The sequence below is a fragment of the Pseudomonas sp. UMAB-08 genome, assembly GCF_900095225.1.
In the GTDB taxonomy this organism is placed as follows: Bacteria; Pseudomonadota; Gammaproteobacteria; order Pseudomonadales; family Pseudomonadaceae; genus Aquipseudomonas.
Map to the genome: position 1 here is coordinate 120,240 of NZ_LT607425.1, position 19,858 is coordinate 140,097.

Genomic DNA, 19,858 nt, shown 5'->3' on the forward strand with positions numbered 1-19,858 from the left:
TTTTAATCTTTTTCTAAAAAAGCGCCAAATTCCTTCAAAAGGGCCGACTTACCCGCTAGTCTGCGGACATCTGCAATGCCGATAACAGCACTTTAATAAGAGCCGGCTATGACTGATTTGTCCCGTCTACAAGGGTTTGACAGCCACGCGGTTACCGCGCTGGAAGGCCGTTTTTTTCGACCACCGTTGCCCGAAGGTTATGTACTGCGTCCACGTTTGTGTGAGCGCTTGAGTGCAGGCCTGGCGGGGCGGCTGCTGCTGGTCTGCGCCCCGGCAGGTTTTGGCAAGAGTTCGCTGGCGGTAGAGTTTTGCCAGAGCCTGCCGGCCCAGTGGCAAAGTCTGTGGTTGGGGCTGAGTCATCGCGACAATGATCCGGGGCGGTTTCTCGAGCGTTTGCTTGCCGGTCTGCAACAATTCTTCCCGCAACTGGGTACCCAGGCGCTGGGTTTGTTGAAGATGCGCCAGCGGCATCAACCTTTTGCATTCGAAGAGTGGCTTGATGGTCTGCTTGATGAGCTGACCACGCACCTGATGCTGAGTAAGCCACTGCTGCTGGTGCTGGACGATTACCATCTCGCTCAAGGGCCGGTGCTCGACCGCTGTCTGCAGTTTTTCCTCAATCACTTACCCGCCGGGCTGATCGTGATGGTCACTAGCCGTCAGCGTCCGAACTGGCACTTGGCGCGGCTGCGACTGTCGCGCCAATTGCTTGAGCTCAATGAGCAGGATTTGCGCCTGACCAACGCCGAGTCGGTGGCGGTGCTCGATCAGCACTCTAATTCGCTGGACAGCGAGGCGCTGCAAAGCCTGATTCAGCGCAGCGAGGGTTGGGTGGCCGGGTTGCGCTTCTGGCTGTTGGCCGCGTCTGAAGCAGGCAGTGACAACGCGTTGCCGCAAGCGCTGCATGGCGGGGAAGGGCTGATTCGCGATTACCTGCTCGAAGAGGTGATCGACTTTCTACCGAGCGATGTCCAGGCATTTTTGTACGATACCGCCTGCCTGGAGCGTTTTTGCAGCGAGCTGTGCGACGCCGCTCGCGAAACGTATGACAGCGCCGAAATGCTGCGTTATCTGCAAGCGCATCAGGTGTTCCTGGTGCCGCTGGATGAGCATGGCCGCTGGTTTCGTTATCACCATTTGTTTTCCGACCTGCTGCGCACCCGGCCCGGCGCCGAGACCGGTCCGCAGCAAACTCGTCTGCACCTGAATGCCTGTCGATGGTTCAGCGACCAGGGCCTGCTTGATGAGGCCGTCGAACAAGCCTTGCGTGCGGGGCATCTGGATGTCGCCGCCAATCTGGTACAGAACCTGTCCGAAGAGCAGCTGCTGGCGGAGCAGAACGTCGGCATGCTGCTGCGTTGGAAAATGGACTTGCCTGACAGTCTGCTGATCAGCACGCCACGCTTGATCGTGCTCTATAGCTGGGCGCTGGGCCTGGCGTGCCAGCTGGATGCCGCTGAAGAGCTGGCCAGCCACTTGAGTCGCTTTCTGCCCGCCCCCTCGGCGACAGCGCAGAAATCCATGCTCGCCCAGTGGCTGGCGCTCAGCGGGATTATTGCCCGAGGGCGTGGCGACAGCGCCAAGGCCCATCTCTATTGCAACGAAGCGCTGCGCAGCCTGCCGCATAAACGGTACGGTCAACGGCTGACGTGCCTGTCGACGCTGGCTAATCTGGCCATTGCCGAGAGCGACCCCCTGCGCGCCCGGGTACTCAATCGCGAGGCGCTTGAGTTGGCGCAGCGGGTCGCCAATCCGCTATTTGAAGCCCTTGCCCATTATGATCGGGCGCGGGTGTTGCAGGCGCGTGGCGAGGTATTGCGTGCGCTGGACGAAGTCCATCAGGGCCAGGAGCGACTCAAGGGTTTGCCGGCCCAACGGCTCTATGCTGTTCGTGCGCGACTGACACTGTATGAAGGCTATCTGCTGACGATGCGCATGCAGCCTGAAGCGGGGCGTGCGCGGCTGTTGGCCGGGTTGACTGAAGCACGAGCCTGTCGTGATATCAGCGTATTGATCGGCCATTGTGTGATCGCCGGGCTTGACGGGCGCGACGGCCGTTTTGCCGAGGCCTTTGCCGAGCTGGGCGAGGCCGAGCGCTTGATGCACATCTGGGACGTGCCGCCGATCTACTACCTGGCCATGATCACGCTGGTCAAATGTGAGCTGTGGTTGTTGCAAGGCCGCATCGACCTCGCCGAAGCCTGGTTGGTGCGGTTGGCGCAAACCTATGGCGGTGATCAGGCCGCTGCCGCACCGGAGTGTCATCCGCAACTGCCGCAGCACATCGAATTACAGCGCGCAGTGCTCGAACGCATTCAAGGGCTGCTGCCCGAATCCGAGCAACGGCTGCTCGCCCTTGAACAGCAGGCACAAAATACCGGTGCCCACTCTATTTATGTCGCCGCGCTGACCCAGCAAATCCTGCCGCTGTTGGGCACCGCGCGCGAGGCACAGGCACGGACACTGCTCACCCGTAGCCTGCAAGCAGCCACCGGGGGCGCACTTCTGCCGTTCTACTGGCTGGTGAGCGGGCACCCCGATTGGTTGCGAGAACAACTGCTGCAAAGCGCACCGGGCGTTGTTCGCGATTCGTTACTGGAACTGTTACCGCCTGCGGTCGCCTTGCGCGAACCCAGCGAGCCTCTGCACTGCGCAGAACAACTCAGCGCCCGCGAACTCGCCGTGCTCCAACTCATCGCTCAGGGCTGCTCCAATCAGCAAATCAGCGAACAGCTGTTCATCTCCCTGCACACCGTAAAAACCCACGCCAGCCACATCAACAGCAAATTAGGGGTCGAACGGCGAACGCAGGCGGTGGCGCGGGCGCAGGAGATGGGGCTGTTGGGGTGAGGGCAATCCGGCGGTGCAAGCAGTTAAGGGTGGAGTGCGCGATGGAATCGTGGCATTGCGCAGGCGTTAATTAACCCGTTGAAGAATATGCTTCGAGCCCTACCCCGAGTCGTGCAACTCCAACTTTTGGCGACCCTGTGCAATAGCGCAGGCGGTATCGTCAAGCTCTTCATGCCTTTGTTTTTTTACGAGGCTTATGGGTTTGACTTCACTGTGATTGCTTTGCTCATGGCGGCCTATGGCGCTGGGTGCATCGTCGGTGCTTACTCAGGCGGGGTTTTATCTGAATACGTTGATTGCCAGTGGGTGGCGGGTTTTTCGTTGCTGTTCAGCGGCCTGTTTGCCGCTGCGCTTGCCCTGCATTTGCCTTTGGCCTTGCTGTTTTTGGTAGTGCCCTTGGTGGGGCTTTTCGATGGCGCGTTCCGCCCTGCCAATTTACGGTTGGTCATGGACGCCAGCCCGAAGCAGTTGCAGATTCGTGTGCAGGGTTTACATCGGGTTGTGTTCAATCTGGGTGTTGCCCTGGCGGGCGTCATGGCAGGTGCACTGGTCAGTCTAGGGTATGGCTACGTATTTCTTTTCCAGGGTGCGGTGAATGTGCTCGGCAGCGTGTGTCTGGTGGGCTACGCCTTGAAACATGCAGGCCGAGTTCGATTGCATGTCGAGGTGGCGACCAGCGACCTTCAGCGGGAGGTCTTGGCATTAAAAGGCTCGCCCTGGAAAGATCGACTATTTCTGGTGTTCATCGTGGGGCAACTGTTAGCGCTGGGTGTGTTCGATCAAATGTACGGCACGTTTGGACTTTTTTTACGCGAGCACGCTGCCGCTGGCCCAGAATGGATTGCTTATCTTTTTTCCATGAATGCGTTGCTGGTGGTCTTGCTGCAGATGCCGGTAACGCGGTGGATTGAGCGTCACGGGGTGGTCATCGCTTCGCGGCTTGGCGCTTGTCTGCTCAGTTGTGCTTTTTTGTTTCTTAATGCGGGCAGTCATATCGGCTGGGCCATCGTGACGATGCTGACAATCACGGCGGCAGAACTGCTTTTGACCCCCGCGTGGACGTTGGCGGTGCTAGAACGCTCTCAGCATCGTCAACGAGGTAAGTACCTGGGGATATTCAGTGCCGGCTGGCTGGGGCACTCGCTTTATGGTCCCAGCGTCGGTGCCTGGTTATACGGAGCCTATGGTGGACCGACACTGTGGTGGATCTGCGCGTTGGTGGGCGGGACGGTGTTCTTGCTTCACTATTCGACAATCGCGCGTCTGAACGCCCCTCCAAATGCCGTGATCCTGCCGGAACGCATCGGAGTTCCTTAGCGTTCAGGACGTCAACCGAACAGGTTGCCTTCGGCTAATGAGAGGCCAGACCAAAGTTCTTCAGCGTTGGTGATGCCCCAGTCCTCAGCCAGCTCGATTTGCACAATTTTGTCTGGTTCCTCGAGGCAGGCAAGGTCAATGACCTTGTGTGGAATCGCCATTTTGCTTTGCGTCGACAGGAATACTTTAACTTTGGGTGTCAGAAGGGACTGTTCATTCTGCTCAATGACTACGCCCATGCGACCGCTTTGCAGGCTGACTAAAGCGCCGATGGGGTAGATGCCGATGGTTTTAACAAAGTTCTGGAAAACTATTTCATCGAAATGCCCTTTCCAGGAGGCCATTTCGCGAATGGAGTGTGCAGGACCCCAGCCCTTTTTATACGAGCGCTCGGACGTCACCGCGTCATACACGTCGCACACCGCGCCCATCCTGGCAAACAGACTGATCTGGTCCCCAGCCAGGCCATGCGGGTAACCCAAACCGTTAATTTTTTCGTGGTGATGCAGGCATACGTCAAGCACGTGAGCACTGGCGTCCTCGCTCCTCTCCAGAATTTTCAGCCCCTCTTCAGGGTGGCTCTGGACGAGTTTGAACTCCTCGGGTGTCAGCTTTCCGGCCTTATCGAGGATGGCGCTTGAGATCATCATCTTGCCGACATCGTGCATGAGGCCGGCCATCCCTGCTTCACGGACTTGCTCCTCGCTCATCTGCAGTTGTCGAGCCAGGGCAATCATCAATATACACACGGCTACGGAGTGCATGTAGGTGTAGTCGTCAGACGTTTTCAAGCGCGCCAGACTGATAAGCGCATGGGGATGGCGAAGTATGGAGTTGGTTATTTCATCCACTAAAAAAGCGCCATCCTCCACTTTTATAGCTTGGCCCAGTCTTGCGTCACTGAACATGGTGACGACGGCTTCTTTGGCTCGCACACAAATTTTTAAGGCCTGGGACAGCTCCTCATCCAGACTGACCCTGGAGGGGATGGTCGTGGGCTCTACGACGGGAATGGGTGGAGAAAGCGGAAGGACAGGTGCCTCGAGGTGTTGAGAGGTATCGTCAGTTACAGGAGGATGACCTTTGCTGGTGTCCACCCACACGTCTGTAATGGTCGACTGTTGGATCCGTACAATATCCAGAGCATCTTTGAGTTCAAAGCTGCCTTTCCAAAAGGGATGCGCAACCCACGGACCACAAAATTTATGGATGTACATGCCAAGGGCAAGTTCAGAGGTAGGGATTTTCTTCAGCATCGCCAGTTTCTCAGTACCGCCAAGCCTTCCTGCAAGTAGGCCGGCCCTATTCTTGTGACCACGAAAACAAAACCCGTCACGACGCCTGATATTTTAGGTGAGCAGTCGACATTGCTTCACCCTGTAGAGCGTGCTTAATGGCGTGATCGGCTCGCGATGATTGCATAGTGCCATTATAGCCTGCCCCTTCCCGAAAAAGCGTGCAAAGCGAAACGGTGGTCATATTTTATTTCTTTAAAATTTATACGATATAAATCAATTAGTTGCCGTGATTGCTCTTGAATTTTCAATTGTAACCACTGCGCGTGTCGGGTGTTTCGTGGAAAAACATCAGTAAGTTTTCTGATGTTTTTCCTAGGCCCCGCCCATGCTGGCGGCCTCGGGCAATCGGATGCAAACCTCGGGTCTGTAGGCGAGGTACTCAGTGTGAATAGGGTGAAAGCCGACGCTCGACGGCATGGCCTCTACAATTCAAACTCACGTCTATCCATCTCCCGGGAGGCCCCATGCAAGTCGTCAAACCGTCACTCATCCGCGAAACCTTCCCCGTCGGCCCGTTGCAGTGCAACTGCACGATCATCGGCGATCCCGTCACCAAGCAAGCGATCGTGGTCGATCCGGGTGGCGATCATGAGTTGATTCTGGCTCGGCTGGACGCATTGGGGCTGCGGGTGGTCAGTATTATTCATACCCATGCGCACCTGGATCATTTTCTGGCGTCCGGGTTGATGAAGGAGAAGACCGGGGCGACGTTGCATTTGCATCGGGAGGACAAGTTCCTCTGGGACAACCTGGAAATGCAGTGCCAGATGTTCGGTGTGCCTTATACGCCGGTACCGCCACCGGATTGTTGGTTGGCCGATGATGAGGCGTTGCCCTGTGGCTGCGGCGTGGCGTTGCACACCCCTGGGCATACACCCGGTTCGATGAGCTTCTGGTTTGCCGACGACAAGCTGTTGATTGCTGGCGACACGTTGTTCAAGCGTGGGATTGGGCGCACGGATTTGTGGGGTGGCGATCAGGCGACTATCGTTCGTTCGATCAAGCAGCGCTTGTACTGCCTGGACGAAGAGGCGACGGTGATCACCGGTCATGGCCCAGAGACACGCTTGGGCGACGAGATGCGCCAGAACCCTTACGTTCGGGCGTGAAACTTGTTACATCGGAATTATGGAATTTTTTCCTTAAGTGAGGCTCTAATCGCCGCACGGTCTGCATCTGACGTTCGTTGCGTTATCGAAAGCAGCCATAAAAAGTAGCCCTAGGAAGTTAAACAGGAGTTCCTCAATGTTCACCTCGCGTCGTTTGATTCTTGTCGCTACTGCTGTTGCCTTGTTGTCCGGGTGCGCGTCACCTAATCCTTATGACAACCAAGGACAGGCTGATAATTCGGGTGGTGTCAGCAAGACCGCCAAATACGGGGGGCTGGGTGCGCTGGCAGGGGCCTTGGCCGGTGCTGCGATTAGTCACGATAACCGTGGCAAGGGCGCGCTGATTGGCGCAGCGGTTGTCGGTGCCAGTGCTGCCGGTTACGGTTATTACGCTGACAAGCAAGAAGCCGAGTTGCGCAAAAGCATGGCCAATACCGGGGTCGAGGTGCAGCGTCAGGGGGATCAGATCAAGCTGATCATGCCGGGCAACATCACCTTCGCTACGGACTCTTCAGCCATTGCCAGCAGCTTCTATTCGCCGCTGAACAATCTGGCCGGCTCTTTGAAGCAGTTCAACCAGAACATGATTGAAATTGTGGGCTACACCGACAGCACCGGTAGCCGTCAGCACAACATGGACCTGTCCCAGCAGCGTGCGCAGAGCGTAAGTACTTACCTGACTTCGCAAGGCGTCGACCCTTCCCACCTGTCCGTGCGTGGTGCAGGTCCGGATCAGCCGATTGCGAGCAACGCCGACGTGAATGGCCGGGCGCAGAACCGTCGGGTTGAAGTCAACCTGAAGCCTATTCCAGGTCAGCAATACCAGCAGCAGCAGCCGCAGCAGTAAGTCAGTATTTTCAGATCTGCCGCTAACCTGGCAGGAGCGAATGAATTCGCTCCTGCCGTCAGGTTGCGATCAACGCTTTTGTGGATACTCCTGATGCAGGCGATCCAGCAATAAATCCTTGTCTTCCCACAGTCGGTTGATCCACTGCTGGAATTCCAGGCGGTATTCACCGTCCTGGTCATAATTGCTGCCGATGAACTGTGCCGGGATTTTGATTTCTTCGAAATGCGCGACCACTTCCCTGACGTTACCGCACAGCAGATCCCAGTAACCTGGGCGCCCGCCAGGGTAGTGGATGGTCACGTTGACGATGGCCTCCAACTGATCGCCCATGGCGTCGAGCACAAACGCGATGCCGCCCGCTTTGGGTTTGAGCAGGTGGCGAAAGGGCGAATTTTGCTCGGCGTGTTTGCTCTCGGTGAACCGCGTGCCTTCCACGAAGTTAAAGATGCCCACCGGGTTATTGCGGAACTTGTCGCAAGTACGCTGCGTGGTTTCCAGGTCTTTGCCCTTCTTCTCCGGGTGTTTGGCCAGGTACGCCTTGGAGTAACGCTTCATGAACGGGAAACCCAGCGCCCACCAGGCCAGGCCAATAACCGGTACCCAGATCAATTCCTGCTTGAGAAAGAACTTCAGCGGACGGATGCGCCGATTGAGCACGTATTGCAGGACCATGATGTCGACCCAGCTTTGATGGTTGCTGGTAATCAGGTACGAGTGTTGATAGTCCAGGCCTTCGAGCCCGCTCAGGTGCCAGCGGGTGTTGCGCACCAGCTTCATCCAGGTTCTGTTGTTGCTGATCCAGGCTTCGTGGATGTGGCTCATCAGCCAGTCGGTCAAGCGTTGGGCGGCAGGGAAGGGCAGGCACAGCTTGAAGATGGCGACCACGAACAAAGGTGTGCAGCAAACGATTGTATTAAGCGCCAATAGCAGCGAGGCAATCACGCCTCGCAATGGGGCAGGTAAAAAGTCCATGCGGGGCAGGGCTCCAAAAATAGTTCAAGTTCCGCCGGACTTCCCGGCGGCTGTTATTGGGGTCAGGAAAGGTTGTCAGCCTGAATCGCCGTAAGGGCGATGGTGTAGACGATGTCATCGACCTGAGCGCCGCGTGGCAGGTCGTTCACCGGTTTGCGCAGGCCTTGCAGCATCGGGCCGAGGCTGACGCAATCTGCGCTGCGCTGCACGGCTTTGTAAGTGGTGTTGCCGGTATTGAGGTCCGGGAACACAAACACCGTGGCGCGTCCGGCGACCGGGCTGTTGGGCGCCAGTTGGCGGGCGACGGTTTCGTTGGCGGCGGCATCGTACTGCAGCGGACCGTCGATCAAAAGATCGCTCTGGGCCCGATGCGCCAGTTGCGTGGCTTCACGGACTTTTTCCACTTCTTCGCCGCTGGCCGAATCGCCGCTGGAGTAACTGATCATCGCCACCCTTGGCGCAATGCCGAAAGCCACTGCCGAATCGGCACTTTGCAGGGCGATTTCAGCCAGCTCGTTGGCGCTGGGGTGCGGGTTCATGATGCAGTCGCCGTAGACCAGCACCTGCTCCGGGAACAGCATGAAAAATACGGACGACACCAACGTGCAGCCCGGCGCGGTCTTGATCAACTGCAACGCCGGACGGATGGTATTGGCGGTGGAGTGGATGACCCCGGAAACCAGACCGTCGACCTCATCGAGCGCCAGCATCATGGTGCCGATCACTACGGTGTCTTCTAACTGCTGCTCGGCCATCGGCGCGTTGAGGCTCTTGCTTTTGCGCAGCTCGACCATGGGTGCGATATAGCGTCCCCGGATCAGGTCCGGGTCGAGAATTTCCAGCCCTGCCGGTAACTCGATGCCCTGGGCCTTGGCCACGGCATAGACTTCTTCTGGCTTGGCCAGCAGCACGCAACGGGCGATGCCGCGCGCCTGACAAATGGCTGCCGCCTGGATGGTCAGCGGTTCGCTGCCTTCCGGGAGGACGATACGCTTGTTGGCGGCCTGTGCGCGCTGGATCAATTGGTAGCGAAAGACCGCCGGGGACAGGCGCATTTCCCGAGGCGTGCCGCAACGCTGGTGCAGCCATTTCGCGTCCAGGTGCCCGGCGACAAAGTCGGTAATGATTTCCGCGCGTTCGCGGTCATCGATAGGGATCTCTTTGTTCAGTTGGTTCAACTGGTTCGCGGTGTCATAGGAGCCGGTGCTCACGGACAGTACGGGCAAGCCTCCTTGCAGCGCGCCACGGCACAGTTCCATGATCCGCGGATCAGGCACGGTGTCGCTGGTCAGCAGCAGGCCAGCCAGTGGCACGCCGTTCATCGCAGCAAGGCTGACAGCGAGGATGATGTCATCGCGATCGCCAGGTGTTACCACCAGCACGCCTGGTTTAAGCAGCGATACTGTGTTGAGCACGGTGCGTGCGCAGAGGATGACTTTGGACATGCGCCGTTGTTCGTAATCGCCGGCATTGAGTACCTGTGCGCCAAGCAGATCGGCCACATCGCGGGTCCGCGGGGCGTTCAGGTCAGCCTGAAACGGAATACAGCCCAGCAGGCGGAAATCACCGTTACGCAACAAAGGCGAGTGTTCTTTGAGTCGCGCAGCGAAGGCTTCCATGCTTTCGTCGGTGCGCACTTTGTTCAAAATTACGCCGAGGACTTTCGGGTCTTTTGGGCCGCCGAACAGTTGCGCCTGCAATTCGACTCGCCCGGACAGCTCGGTCAGCACTTCATTTTCCGGCGCGGAGACCAGAATCACTTCGGCATCCAGGCTTTTTGCCAAATGCAGATTGACCCGCGCGGCGTAGCTGGCATGGCGGGTAGGGACCATGCCTTCGACGATCAGCACGTCCTTGCCTACCGCAGCCTCTTGATACAACTGGATGATTTCTTCCAGCAATTCATCCAGCTGGCCGTCGCCGAGCATCCGTTCGACATGGGCCAGGCCCAGCGGTTTAGGCGGCTTGAGGCCGTGGGTGCGAGCAACCAGTTCGGTGGAGCGCTCTGGCCCCAGATCGCCCGGATGAGGCTGGGCAATGGGTTTGAAAAAGCCGACCTTGAGCCCTGCGCGTTCAAGCGTGCGCACCAGGCCCAGGCTGATGGAAGTCAGACCCACACCGAAGTCAGTGGGGGCGATAAAAAAAGTCTGCATGCGGGCTTCTCAATTGAGCAGTGCAAGGGCGGCGCGGATCAGCCCGCCAAAATACCGGTTTACGTCACTGATTCTTTTTGTACATTACGGGCACGCTATCGATTCTTGGTGCCTTGGTTGGGCGTAAGACTATCGTTATCCGGGCCCTGCGCACACCAGCCACAGCTAAAGCATTTACCTATTCGTTGTTGCCGTTGCGCTGGATCAAGCACCCAGGGCCGCGATTGCCATGGCGGTTGATGGCGCAGATGCTGAGTGTGGCCGCAGGAAAGCACGGCAATCCAGTGCCCATCCTCGTCCTGACGAAACTCAAGGAGTGTCGGGTTTTCCAATCTGGGCCGTCCGTCAGAGTTGCGTTCGCTTTCGGGCGATTGCTTGGTTAAACTCGATCGTTCTTCAATCTTAAGCAAAAGGTCTTGCCCCATGACGATCGCCGCCAACAAGGCTGTCTCCATTGACTATACCCTGACCAACGACGCTGGTGAGGTCATCGACAGTTCCGCCGGCGGCGCGCCGCTGGTCTACCTGCAAGGTGCAGGCAATATCATTCCGGGCCTGGAGAAGGCTCTGGATGGCAAGAACGTCGGTGACGAACTGAAAGTGTCCATCGAGCCGGAAGACGCCTATGGCGAATACCTGGCCGAACTGGTCAGCACCCTGAGCCGCAGCATGTTCGAAGGTGTCGACGAACTGGAAGTGGGTATGCAGTTCCACGCGTCGGGCCCGGACGGCAGCATGCAGATCGTGACCATCCGCGATCTGGATGGCGATGATGTGACCGTTGACGGTAACCATCCTTTGGCGGGTCAGCGTTTGAATTTCGAGGTCAAGATCATTGAGATTCGTGACGCCAGCCAGGAAGAAGTCGCTCATGGTCACGTGCATGGCGAAGGCGGCCATCACCATTGATTTGTGCTGCTAAGCTCTGTTAGCTGGCAAGGCGCCTAGGCAGGTACGTGAAGACGACGTGTTCGTTTCCACAACCTGATACGGGCGCCTTTTTAGTTCGCTAGTTATATGGGAGTTCGTCATGAGTGTTTTTCACGACACGACATTAAAAGCTCTGGATGGCCAGGAATTGCCTCTCGCGCCCCTCAAGGGCAAAGTCGTGCTGGTGGTCAACGTCGCCTCCAAGTGTGGTCTGACGCCGCAATACGCGGAGTTGGAAAAACTCTATCAAAAGTACAAGGATCAAGGCTTCAGTGTGCTGGGTCTACCGTGCAATCAATTTGCCGGCCAGGAACCTGGCTCCGAAGCGGAGATTCAAGAATTCTGCACCCTGAATTACGGAGTGACATTTCCGTTGGGCAGCAAGCTTGAAGTGAACGGCGCTCATCGTCATTCGCTGTACCGTCTGCTGGTCGGTGAAGGTGCCGAATTTCCCGGAGACATTACCTGGAACTTCGAGAAATTTCTGGTGGGTAAAGATGGCCGCGTCCTCGCGCGGTTCTCGCCAAGCACGTCGCCAGACGATCACGCGGTGGTTCAGGCTATTGAAAAAGCCCTGAGCTGATCCACCGGCTTCGCCCGCCGGGTTGCCATTCGAGCACGCCCGGCAAGCTTTTCCCCTTCAGGTTCTGTGCATTGAACCCCGCTATTTGCCTTTACTCTCTCCCCGACTTTTACTGCTAAATCACCCAAATCAATAGTGCTGGCAGAAGCGAGACGACCGGTCATATGCTTCGCGCCATGAGCACATCCATTCGACTCGACAAGCGTGATCTGATCCTCGCCAAAGGCGCCCACCTGATGACCCGCCGCGGTTATCACGGCACGGGCGTGCTGGAGATTGTCCAGGCCGCAGGTATTCCCAAGGGGTCGTTTTATCACTACTTCGCCAGCAAAGAAGACTTTGCCGTGCAAGCGCTGGAGTATTTGTACGCGCCGCGATTGCAGCGTTACGCCGCCGCGCTGGCAGACCCGGCGCAGAGCCCGCGTGAACGGGTCCTGAGTTACTACCGCGACCTGCTCGAGCATTTTTCCCGACAAGAGAAACCTGAGTATCACTGCTTTATCGGCAGCTTGAGTTTCGAAATGGCGGATGGCTGCCAGCCCATCGCCCGTCAGGTGGAACAGATCCTTGAGCGTTCGGTGGCGATTCTTGCCCAGTGCCTGACGGCCGCCCGTCAGGCCGGTGAGTTGCCTGGCAATACCGACTGTGCCGCGCTCGCTGAATTTATCGCCAATGCCTGGGAAGGGGCGTTGATGCGCATGAAAGTGGGAGGCAGTGTCGCCTCCCTCGACGTTTTTCTGAACCAGCTTGAGCGTCTGTTGGCGCCTGGCCCCACTGATACCGATTGATCCCTGAGGAGCGTCACATGCCAGTCAACGCCTTGTTCAAACCCTTTCATCTGGGCCATTTACAATTGCCGTCACGCGTGGTCATGGCGCCCATGACCCGCTCGTTTTCCCCAGGTGGCGTGCCTAACTCCAAAGTTATCGAGTATTACCGTCGGCGCGCTGCCGCAGGCGTAGGTCTGATCATCACCGAAGGTACGACGGTCAATCACAAAGCCTCTAACGGCTACCCGAACGTCCCGCAGTTCTTCGGTGAAGCGCCGTTGGCCGGTTGGAAAAAAGTCGTGGATGCGGTGCATGCCGAAGGCGGCAAAATCGTCCCGCAACTGTGGCATGTGGGCAGCGTTCGGCGCGTCGGCACGGAACCTGACGCCAGCGTTCCGGGTTACGGGCCAACGGAAAAACTCAAAGACGGTCAGGTCGTGGTGCACGGCATGTCCAAACAAGATATTCAGGACGTGATTGGCGCCTTCGCTCAGGCCGCCAGGGACGCCAAAGCGATTGGTATGGACGGCGTTGAAATCCACGGCGCTCACGGTTATCTCGTCGATCAGTTTTTCTGGGAAGGCACCAATCAGCGCACGGATGAATATGGCGGCGATCTGGCCGGTCGTTCGCGTTTTGCCATCGAGTTGATCCAGGCAGTGCGTGCTGCGGTCGGCCCTGACTTTCCGATCATCTTCCGTTTCTCGCAGTGGAAGCAGCAGGACTACAGCGCACGTCTGGTGCAGACGCCGGAAGCGCTGGGTGAATTCCTCAAGCCGCTGTCAGACGCTGGCGTGGATATCTTTCACTGTTCGACACGTCGCTTCTGGGAACCTGAGTTCGACGGCTCTGATCTGAACCTGGCCGGCTGGACCCGCAAGCTGACCGGCAAACCGACCATCACCGTGGGCAGCGTCGGGCTTGATGGCGAGTTCCTGCAATTCATGGTTAATACCGACAAAATCGCCCAACCGGCGAGCCTGGACAACCTGCTGCAGCGTTTGAACAATGACGAGTTCGACCTGGTCGCGGTAGGCCGTGCGCTGCTGGTGGACCCGGACTGGGCGGTGAAGGTGCGTGATGGCCGCGAGCAGGACATCCTGCCGTTCAGCCGTGACGCCTTAATGACGCTGGTCTAAAGCCTGTAGGTGCGTGGGGGACACCCCCCACGCGCTTACAATAATTGCCCCATGGGCAACGCCTTGTTGCTCATCTCGCGCGCATTGCGTAATTGCCTTTCGAACAGGTCGATAATCGCCCCCCAGCCCTGACGACTGGCGTGTTGCCGCGCATTCAAGCGGACTCTGCGCAGCGTTTCGCTTTCTTCAAGCAACCAGCGTGCGGCATCGATAAACGCCTCTTCATCCCCCGGCATCGCTAGCGCACCATTGTGCCCGTGACGAATATGCTGAGCCGCAGCGGCCTGGTCATAGGCAATCACGCCCAGCCCGGACGCCAAGGCCTCAAGCACCACATTGCCAAAGGTTTCGGTCAGGCTCGGGAAGACAAACAGATCCCCCGATGCATAGTGCGTCGCCAGCATTTCACCCCGTTGCGTGCCGCAGAAAATCGCGTTCGGCAGTTGCTGTTCCAGCGTCGTTCGTTGCGGGCCATCGCCGACGATAATCAACTTCAGCGTTTGTCGAGGATGTGCCGCTTGCAGGGCGTCGAAGCTGGTTTTAAGCAGGCCCAGATTTTTCTCGGGAGCGAGCCGGCCCACATGCAGCACGGCAATATCGCCCACACCCAACCCCCAGCTCTCACGCAGCGCCGCTGAACGTTTCGACGGATGAAACAACTGACTGTCGACGCCCCGCGACAGCAGTTCAACCCGCTCAAAACCTCGACGCTCCAGCTCCATTTTTTGGCTGAGGCTGGGCACGACGGTGATCTGTGAGCGATTGTGAAACCAACGCAAGTAATGCGTCAGCAGGCGGGTGACAAACCCGAACCCGTATTCGTGAGTGTACTGCTGGAAGTTGGTGTGAAAACCACTGACCACGGCAATTCCCAAGCGCCTGGCCGCGCGCAATGCGGACAATCCCAGCGGCCCTTCGGTGGCGATGTACAGCACATCTGGCCGTTGCCGCGTCCAGCGCCGCAACAGCTTGTGCATTGATGATTGCCCCCACTGCAAACCGGGATAGCCCGGAATCGGCCAGCCACGGCACAGCATTAGATCGTCTGCGGCGACAAGCCCTGCATCTTCACTCTGGCGCGGACGTATCAACTCGACACGGTGACCGCGCAGACGCAGGCCGTCGCACAACCGACCAAGGGTATTGGCCACGCCATTGATCTCGGGCGGGAAGGTTTCGGTAATCAGGGTGACATGCAAGATCGTGCTCATGACGTCAGTCTCGGCTGAGGCCATGTCGCTTATGTGGTGATTTGATGATGGATTTGTGACAGTGATGGGCGCGGAGTTTACCAGTTCGCCATTTCACGGAACTTCTGTGGTAATCCATCATTGAAATTCAGCATTTTCTCCAGGATTGTTGCTGGAGGTGTACCCTTTGCTTGTTCTGTTTCATACAGTTCAATTCGTTCTTTTCTTATCGAGAACATTGTTCTCTCAAAATATGAGGTTGTGGTATCAGTCACAATTTCGCCGGTCGAGCTATAGCGAATAATAGGGTAGTCAGTAAGATCATGCATTTCTCCGTTGAGAGAATTGTAGGCATAGCTATGAGCCAGCCGCGCAGCCTCTTGCTGGTCGTTGTTGGCTCTGTCCAAAAGAAAACTTCTGAGCGATACGCTTTTAGCACTTTTAGTGTGTTCTTTGTGAGTTTCGGATGCTGTGACTGCCTCGTTAAAGTTCTGCATGAATGACTTGCCTGCGCTATCGAGGGTCCGTAACGACGTTGCATCTTTAGCTTCTGGTCGAGTTGTTTCAATCGGGCGGGTTGAATTGATCGATGTCTCAATACGCATAATGTTTTCTCGCGAAAGGTGTTCGACGCCGAATGACCGGTAGTGCTGGCCGACGAAGGCTGGCTTTCCATCAGTTTAATGGCGCTGAGCGAGGTACTGCTATCCTCTCCATTGCTGCCGCGGCGGGTGTATGGCTTTTATCTTGATTCGGGGATTTGTCGCGTACATCATTCTGCATGAACACTGTCGAGCGGGGCAGGACGAGCGTTGTAAGTGTCGCTGGGGCCGATTGATATGTTTTATCTTGAGTCGAGTTATATTCGCTCATTGCACTGGTTAACGTGTGTGCGAATCTTGAGCGAGGCTCGACTAATCTCTCGATGGCTGCGGGTGCGGAGCTATCGATGATTTTCTGAAAATTTGAAACAGTTTGAATTGAATTGATGCTGGATTCAATGGGCATAATGCCTCCTGGTTTTTTAGTGTTAGGAGAGCAATAAAGATGCCGGTTTTTATTTGAGGGCGAGCGGCGCGGAGGATGAGTCAACTGTTGCAGCAATTCTGCGCGCTGGAATAGTTGTCCTACAGAAAGTTCCTACAAGTGGTTATTTGTAGAACGTGGCAAAGGGTTGCCCCTATCGGCAAGGGGTTGCCTTCCGGTTAATCGTCTCTGTTCGGACGCCAAATAGTGCCTTGGTTGTTTTCATTTTTTTACGGGGTAAACATGTTCATCCTTTTTACAGGATGAACATGCTCTGGTTAATGCCGCAATGACTTTCCGTCAGGGAAATGCGCGGTGCTATTAAGCCAGGGTATGAATGATTTCAGTAATGATGCGGCTCAGGGTTTCAGCGTCAGGCCCCTCCACGCGGTGTTCATCGGCGAACGAGTAAGCTACCGAAAACAGACCTGCGTTTACATAGGAGTACGAAGGCAGATCTTTTTCGAGGGTTTTATCTACGGCTTCTTCGGTCAGTGAAATGGAAGCAATGACCAGGCGTTCGGTCATGTTGTTGACGCCGTTGAAATACACGGCGTCCGGGTTCAGGTTCCAGCTTTCCAACGCAGCATTCAGCAGGTTGCGCGCTTTTTCACGAATGATTTCAGTGCTCATGGTGATCTTCCTTTATCTAGCGTCCCCGCCGTTGAGCATCATGCTCATCGTGGTATGCAGAGGGACAGGTTGTTTGGAAGATCCATTAGAAAGGATCAGGCGGGGTGACAGCACATACATAGTTATGGCAGTGAAATTCATCGGGCGTTAGTGCGTGCTTTAGATAACAGCCGGTGCGTGGCGGGAACAAAAAACCGGCTGTTATCGGCGAGCTTTAAAGCGTGTTACCGGGCGTTGCCTCTGCTCCGCGCTCACGCACCCAGAACAACGTTGCCCCGGCCACGGCGGCGGGCATCATCAAAATGTTGACCACCGGAATCAGCAACGCCAGATAGACGATGCCGCCGAAGCTCAGGCTCTGCCAGCGTTTGGCGCGCAGCCAGGCGAGCATTTCGTTCCAGCCCATTTTATGGTTGTCGGCGGGGTAGTCGATGTACTGAATGGCCATCATCCAGACGCCGAACAGCAGCCACAGTGGCGCAGCGACCAGATTGACCACCGGGATGAAGGACAGGATCAGCAGGCCGATCGCGCGGGGCAGGAAGTAGCCAAGCTTGCGCATCTCCCGGCTGAAGGTGCGCGGGACCATGGCGACCAGTTCGCCCCAACTGAAGGTCGGGAAGTCATCGGTGCCGCGTAGCACCACTTCGACTTTTTCCGCGAGAAAACCGTTGAACGGCGCGGCAATGATATTGGCGATCATGGTGAAGGTGAAGAACACCATCAGCAGCACCAGCACCACGAACAATGGCCAAAGGATGTAATTGAGAAAGCTCAACCAGACTGGCAGGGTTGGCATGAAGGTGTCGACCCACATGCCGAACTGATGCATGGCCAGGTAAATCAGGCCGCCGAATAGCACCAGGTTGATCGCCAGCGGCAGCAGAACGAACAGGCGCAAGCCGGGGCTCAGGACCAGTTTCAGGCCTTCACGCAGGTATTGCGGACCAGAAAGAACAGGGGCAGGCATGGCAGGCTCCGAACGGTGGGAAACGCGCCGACCTTACCGGCTTTGCAGGGTGTACGAAAGTGCGGACATTCGCGGTAACAAACCCGACGGCGTAAAGTCTATGGTCAAGCGTTGATACAAAGGTTATCTGGATAGACCCTGCCTATGAGGTGGATTGTGAAACGATATTTCCTTAATCTTCGCGACCTCGATAAGCTTCTCGGCAACTTATCAATCTCTTCCTGAAATTTTAATCTCCAAGGAGTCATCATGAGCGTACTGGTAAACAAGCAAGCCCCGGATTTCGACGCAGCAGCAGTATTGGGTGACGGTTCCATCGTCGACAGCTTCAAGCTGTCCTCCCTGCGTGGCAAATACGTGGTTCTGTTTTTCTGGCCTCTGGATTTCACCTTCGTTTGCCCGTCTGAAATCATCGCCCACAATAACCGCATCGCGAAATTCCGCGAGCTGGGTGTTGAAGTGGTCGGCGTTTCCATCGACTCGCAATTCACTCACCACGCATGGCGCAGCACCCCTGTTGAAAAAGGCGGCATCGGTGAAGTCGAATTCACCATGGTGGCTGACGTCAAACACGAAATCACTCGCGCTTACGGCATCGAGCACGAAGCTGGCGTCGCTCTGCGCGCTTCGTTCCTGATCGACAAGGAAGGTGTGGTTCAGCATCAGGTTGTTAACAACCTGCCACTGGGTCGCGATGTCGACGACATGGTCCGTTTGGTTGAAGCTCTGCAGTTCACCGAAGAGAACGGCGAAGTCTGCCCAGCCGGCTGGCGCCCAGGTCAAAAAGGCATGAAGGCTGACGCCAAGGGCGTTGCCGATTACCTGGCCGAAAACGCTAAAAACTTGTAATACCCCGGCTGCGGCTCCGGCCGCAGCCTCATATTTTCAGGACTGCCGTGTTGTAAGCCTTCCCCAAGTGCTTGTGCGGTCCTTTTTTATTCCAGCCGGTACACCGGCGTTCCGACCACGCGTAACGATGGCCGGTCAATAGGAGTGTGTCATGTCTGATGTACGTCATTCCCGAGTGATTATTCTCGGCTCCGGTCCTGCCGGTTACAGCGCAGCGGTCTACGCGGCACGTGCCAACCTCAAGCCTCTGTTGATTACCGGCATGCAGGCAGGTGGTCAATTGACCACCACCACTGAAGTCGATAACTGGCCTGGTGATCCCCACGGCCTGACCGGCCCGGTGTTGATGGAGCGGATGAAGGAACACGCCGAGCGTTTCGAAACCGAAGTGGTGTTTGACCACATCAATGCGGTGGACCTGGCTGGCAAGCCGTTCAGTCTCAAAGGCGACAACGCGACGTACACCTGTGACGCCTTGATCATCGCGACCGGTGCCAGCGCTCGTTATCTGGGCCTGCCATCAGAAGAAACTTTCATGGGCAAAGGCGTATCCGCCTGCGCGACCTGCGATGGTTTCTTCTATCGCAACCGTGAAGTCGCAGTCGTCGGTGGTGGTAACACTGCCGTGGAAGAGGCGCTGTACCTGGCTAACATCGCCAGCAAAGTGACCCTGGTCCACCGTCGCGAAACGTTCCGCGCCGAGAAGATCCTGATCGACAAGCTGCATGCCCGCGTTGCCGAAGGCAAGATCGTGCTCAAGCTCAACGCGACCCTGGAAGAAGTGCTGGGCGATAACATGGGCGTGACCGGTGCTCGCCTGAGAAATAATGACGGCAGCGCTGACGAGCTGAAAGTCGATGGCGTGTTCATCGCTATCGGCCACACGCCGAACACGTCGCTGTTCGAAGGCCAACTGACCTTGAAAGACGGTTACATGGTGGTTCAGGGCGGCCGTGAAGGTAATGCGACTGCGACCAATGTCGACGGTGTTTTCGCGGCGGGCGATGTGGCTGACCACATCTATCGTCAGGCGATTACCTCGGCGGGAGCGGGTTGCATGGCGGCACTGGACGTCGAGCGTTACCTCGATGGTCTGAAGGATGCTGCGCTGTAAAAGCCTGCTTGCAGTTGCAAAAAAAACCGGCCTCGCAGACTGTGTGAAAACCTAGCAATCTGCACAAGGCTCAACGAAAATGCTCCGTACCGAAAGATACGGGGC

General features: G+C 56.8%; 19 protein-coding genes. 10 read left to right on the forward strand and 9 right to left on the reverse strand.

Annotated elements, in window-relative coordinates; translation table 11 throughout:
- Positions 1-108: 108 nt before the first annotated feature.
- Together K0F75_RS19125 and K0F75_RS19130 are read left to right on the forward strand one after the other, a co-directional pair.
- Complete coding sequence (locus K0F75_RS19125) at positions 109-2,850, forward strand: LuxR C-terminal-related transcriptional regulator (RefSeq protein ID WP_219063529.1); 2,742 nt, start codon at positions 109-111, stop codon at positions 2,848-2,850.
- Between the two features lie 111 nt (positions 2,851-2,961).
- Positions 2,962-4,167 (forward strand): MFS transporter, encoded by a 1,206-nt coding sequence (locus K0F75_RS19130; RefSeq protein ID WP_219063530.1) that lies wholly within the window; start codon positions 2,962-2,964, stop codon positions 4,165-4,167.
- A gap of 11 nt (positions 4,168-4,178) precedes the next feature.
- Here K0F75_RS19130 and K0F75_RS19135 read toward each other — a convergent pair whose 3' ends face one another.
- Entirely contained in the window at positions 4,179-5,423 is a 1,245-nt protein-coding gene (locus K0F75_RS19135) for an HD-GYP domain-containing protein (RefSeq protein ID WP_219063531.1), read from the reverse strand.
- Between the two features lie 506 nt (positions 5,424-5,929).
- Here K0F75_RS19135 and K0F75_RS19140 point away from each other — a divergent pair.
- Both K0F75_RS19140 and K0F75_RS19145 read left to right on the forward strand, forming a co-directional pair.
- Positions 5,930-6,574, forward strand: a complete 645-nt coding sequence (locus K0F75_RS19140; protein WP_219063532.1) for an MBL fold metallo-hydrolase — start codon at positions 5,930-5,932, stop codon at positions 6,572-6,574.
- Between the two features lie 136 nt (positions 6,575-6,710).
- On the forward strand, positions 6,711-7,421 hold the full coding sequence (locus K0F75_RS19145) for an OmpA family protein (protein WP_219063533.1): 711 nt from the start codon (positions 6,711-6,713) through the stop codon (positions 7,419-7,421).
- Positions 7,422-7,490: 69 nt separating this feature from the next.
- Here the strand turns inward: K0F75_RS19145 and K0F75_RS19150 are convergent, their stop codons facing one another.
- From K0F75_RS19150 to K0F75_RS19160, 3 genes are all read right to left on the reverse strand, one after another.
- Entirely contained in the window at positions 7,491-8,396 is a 906-nt protein-coding gene (locus tag K0F75_RS19150) for an acyltransferase (protein WP_219063534.1), read from the reverse strand.
- A 62-nt stretch (positions 8,397-8,458) separates the two neighbouring features.
- Entirely contained in the window at positions 8,459-10,549 is a 2,091-nt protein-coding gene (gene pta / locus K0F75_RS19155; protein WP_219063535.1) for a phosphate acetyltransferase, read from the reverse strand.
- Positions 10,550-10,644: 95 nt separating this feature from the next.
- Positions 10,645-10,959 carry a DUF3565 domain-containing protein gene (locus K0F75_RS19160; RefSeq protein ID WP_219063553.1) on the reverse strand — a complete coding sequence of 105 codons (315 nt, stop codon included), beginning with the start codon at positions 10,957-10,959 and terminating at the stop codon, positions 10,645-10,647.
- 13 nt (positions 10,960-10,972) lie between these two features.
- Between K0F75_RS19160 and K0F75_RS19165 the strand changes: the two genes are divergently transcribed.
- The 4 genes from K0F75_RS19165 (at position 10,973) to K0F75_RS19180 (ending at position 13,971) form a co-directional block, all read left to right on the forward strand.
- A complete protein-coding gene (locus tag K0F75_RS19165; RefSeq protein WP_219063536.1) occupies positions 10,973-11,458 on the forward strand; it encodes a peptidylprolyl isomerase in 486 nt (161 codons plus the stop codon).
- A gap of 121 nt (positions 11,459-11,579) precedes the next feature.
- Positions 11,580-12,062, forward strand: coding sequence for a glutathione peroxidase (locus tag K0F75_RS19170; protein ID WP_219063537.1), 483 nt, complete (start codon positions 11,580-11,582; stop codon positions 12,060-12,062).
- Between the two features lie 176 nt (positions 12,063-12,238).
- Entirely contained in the window at positions 12,239-12,850 is a 612-nt protein-coding gene (locus K0F75_RS19175; RefSeq protein WP_219063538.1) for a TetR/AcrR family transcriptional regulator, read from the forward strand.
- A gap of 17 nt (positions 12,851-12,867) precedes the next feature.
- On the forward strand, positions 12,868-13,971 hold the full coding sequence (locus K0F75_RS19180; RefSeq protein WP_219063539.1) for an NADH:flavin oxidoreductase: 1,104 nt from the start codon (positions 12,868-12,870) through the stop codon (positions 13,969-13,971).
- 35 nt (positions 13,972-14,006) lie between these two features.
- On the opposite strand, the gene K0F75_RS19185 is transcribed toward K0F75_RS19180, so the two are convergent.
- From K0F75_RS19185 to cysZ, 5 genes are all read right to left on the reverse strand, one after another.
- On the reverse strand, positions 14,007-15,182 hold the full coding sequence (locus K0F75_RS19185; RefSeq protein WP_219063540.1) for a glycosyltransferase family 1 protein: 1,176 nt from the start codon (positions 15,180-15,182) through the stop codon (positions 14,007-14,009).
- A gap of 77 nt (positions 15,183-15,259) precedes the next feature.
- Positions 15,260-15,766: a hypothetical protein gene (locus K0F75_RS25850; RefSeq protein ID WP_257604437.1), complete on the reverse strand. Its 507-nt coding sequence runs from the start codon at positions 15,764-15,766 to the stop codon at positions 15,260-15,262.
- 70 nt (positions 15,767-15,836) lie between these two features.
- Positions 15,837-16,169 (reverse strand): hypothetical protein, encoded by a 333-nt coding sequence (locus tag K0F75_RS19195; RefSeq protein WP_219063541.1) that lies wholly within the window; start codon positions 16,167-16,169, stop codon positions 15,837-15,839.
- Between the two features lie 339 nt (positions 16,170-16,508).
- Positions 16,509-16,820: a hypothetical protein gene (locus K0F75_RS19200; protein WP_219063542.1), complete on the reverse strand. Its 312-nt coding sequence runs from the start codon at positions 16,818-16,820 to the stop codon at positions 16,509-16,511.
- A gap of 214 nt (positions 16,821-17,034) precedes the next feature.
- Complete coding sequence (cysZ, locus tag K0F75_RS19205) at positions 17,035-17,790, reverse strand: sulfate transporter CysZ (protein ID WP_219063543.1); 756 nt, start codon at positions 17,788-17,790, stop codon at positions 17,035-17,037.
- Between the two features lie 249 nt (positions 17,791-18,039).
- Here cysZ and K0F75_RS19210 point away from each other — a divergent pair, with 249 nt between their 5' ends.
- Both K0F75_RS19210 and trxB read left to right on the forward strand, forming a co-directional pair.
- Positions 18,040-18,639 carry a peroxiredoxin gene (locus K0F75_RS19210; RefSeq protein ID WP_219063544.1) on the forward strand — a complete coding sequence of 200 codons (600 nt, stop codon included), beginning with the start codon at positions 18,040-18,042 and terminating at the stop codon, positions 18,637-18,639.
- A gap of 151 nt (positions 18,640-18,790) precedes the next feature.
- Positions 18,791-19,753, forward strand: coding sequence for a thioredoxin-disulfide reductase (gene trxB, locus K0F75_RS19215; protein WP_219063545.1), 963 nt, complete (start codon positions 18,791-18,793; stop codon positions 19,751-19,753).
- Positions 19,754-19,858: the final 105 nt, after the last annotated feature.